At 68.8% G+C, this 1,084-nt stretch carries 1 protein-coding gene; it reads left to right on the forward strand.

Annotated features, from left to right (window positions below; translation table 11 throughout):
- Nucleotides 1-1,084 (forward strand): RNA-guided endonuclease InsQ/TnpB family protein (locus Mam01_RS36015; RefSeq protein WP_204289687.1); only part of this gene is annotated, 1,084 nt, incomplete at both ends.

Below are 1,084 nucleotides of genomic sequence, written 5' to 3' on the forward strand. Positions count from 1 at the left end.
CGATGTGAGGCTGGTGGTGCAGGTGAAACTCCTGCCGACGCCCGAGCAGGCGGCGGCGCTGGAGGCCACCCTGCACGCGGCCAACCGGGCCGCCGATCTGGTATCGCGGATCGCGTTCACCCAGCGCTGCTTCCGCAACTACGATCTGCGCAAGCACACCTACGATCGGATCAAGGCCGAGTTCGGGCTGGCTGCCCAGGCCGCCCAGCACGTGATCAAGAAGGTCGCCGACGCCTACACCACGCTGCACGCCAACATCCGCAACGGAAACCTGGGCCCCCAAGGATCGGCACGCCGTGCCCGCGTCACCTCCAAACCGATCACCTTCCGCGCCGATGCCGCCCAGCCATTCGACGACCGATGCCTGTCGTGGCGGATCGACGCGCGCACGGTGTCGATCTGGACGACGGCGGGCCGGGTGCGTGATGTGGCCTTCACCGCATCTGCCGAGCAGCTGGCGACGCTGGCCGCCCACCGCAAAGGCGAATCGGACCTGGTGCGCCGGGACGGCATGTGGTTTCTGATCGCCACCTGCGATGTCCCCGACCGGCCCATCACCGTCCCGGACGCCTTCGTGGGCGTGGATCTGGGGATCGCCACCATCGCGACCACCAGCGACGGCGACCGGCACAGCGGCAGGGGCCTGAACGCCCACCGCCACCGGCAGCGCCGGCTGCGCCGCCGGTTGCAGGCCAAGGCCACCAAGTCTGCCAAACGGCTGGCCAGAAGGCGCCGCCGCAAGGAGGCCCGGTTCGCCGCGAACATCAACCACACCATCGCCAAGCAGATCGTGACCGAGGCAGAACGCACCGGACGCGGCATCGCCCTGGAAGACCTGGGCGGTATCCGCGAACGGGTACGGCTCCGCAAGCCCCAGCGGGTCACGCTGCATTCGTGGAGCTTCCACCAGCTGGGAAGCTTCATCGCCTACAAGGCGGCCCGCGCCGGAGTCGCCGTGATCCATGTGGATCCGGCCTACACCTCCCAGACCTGCTCCTCATGCGGGCACGTGGACAAAAGGAACCGGCCCGACCAGGCCACCTTCGCCTGCACGTCGTGCGGCTTCGCTGAGCACGCCGACGTC

The sequence above is a fragment of the Microbispora amethystogenes genome (genome assembly GCF_016863015.1).
In the GTDB taxonomy this organism is placed as follows: Bacteria; Actinomycetota; Actinomycetes; order Streptosporangiales; family Streptosporangiaceae; genus Microbispora; species Microbispora amethystogenes.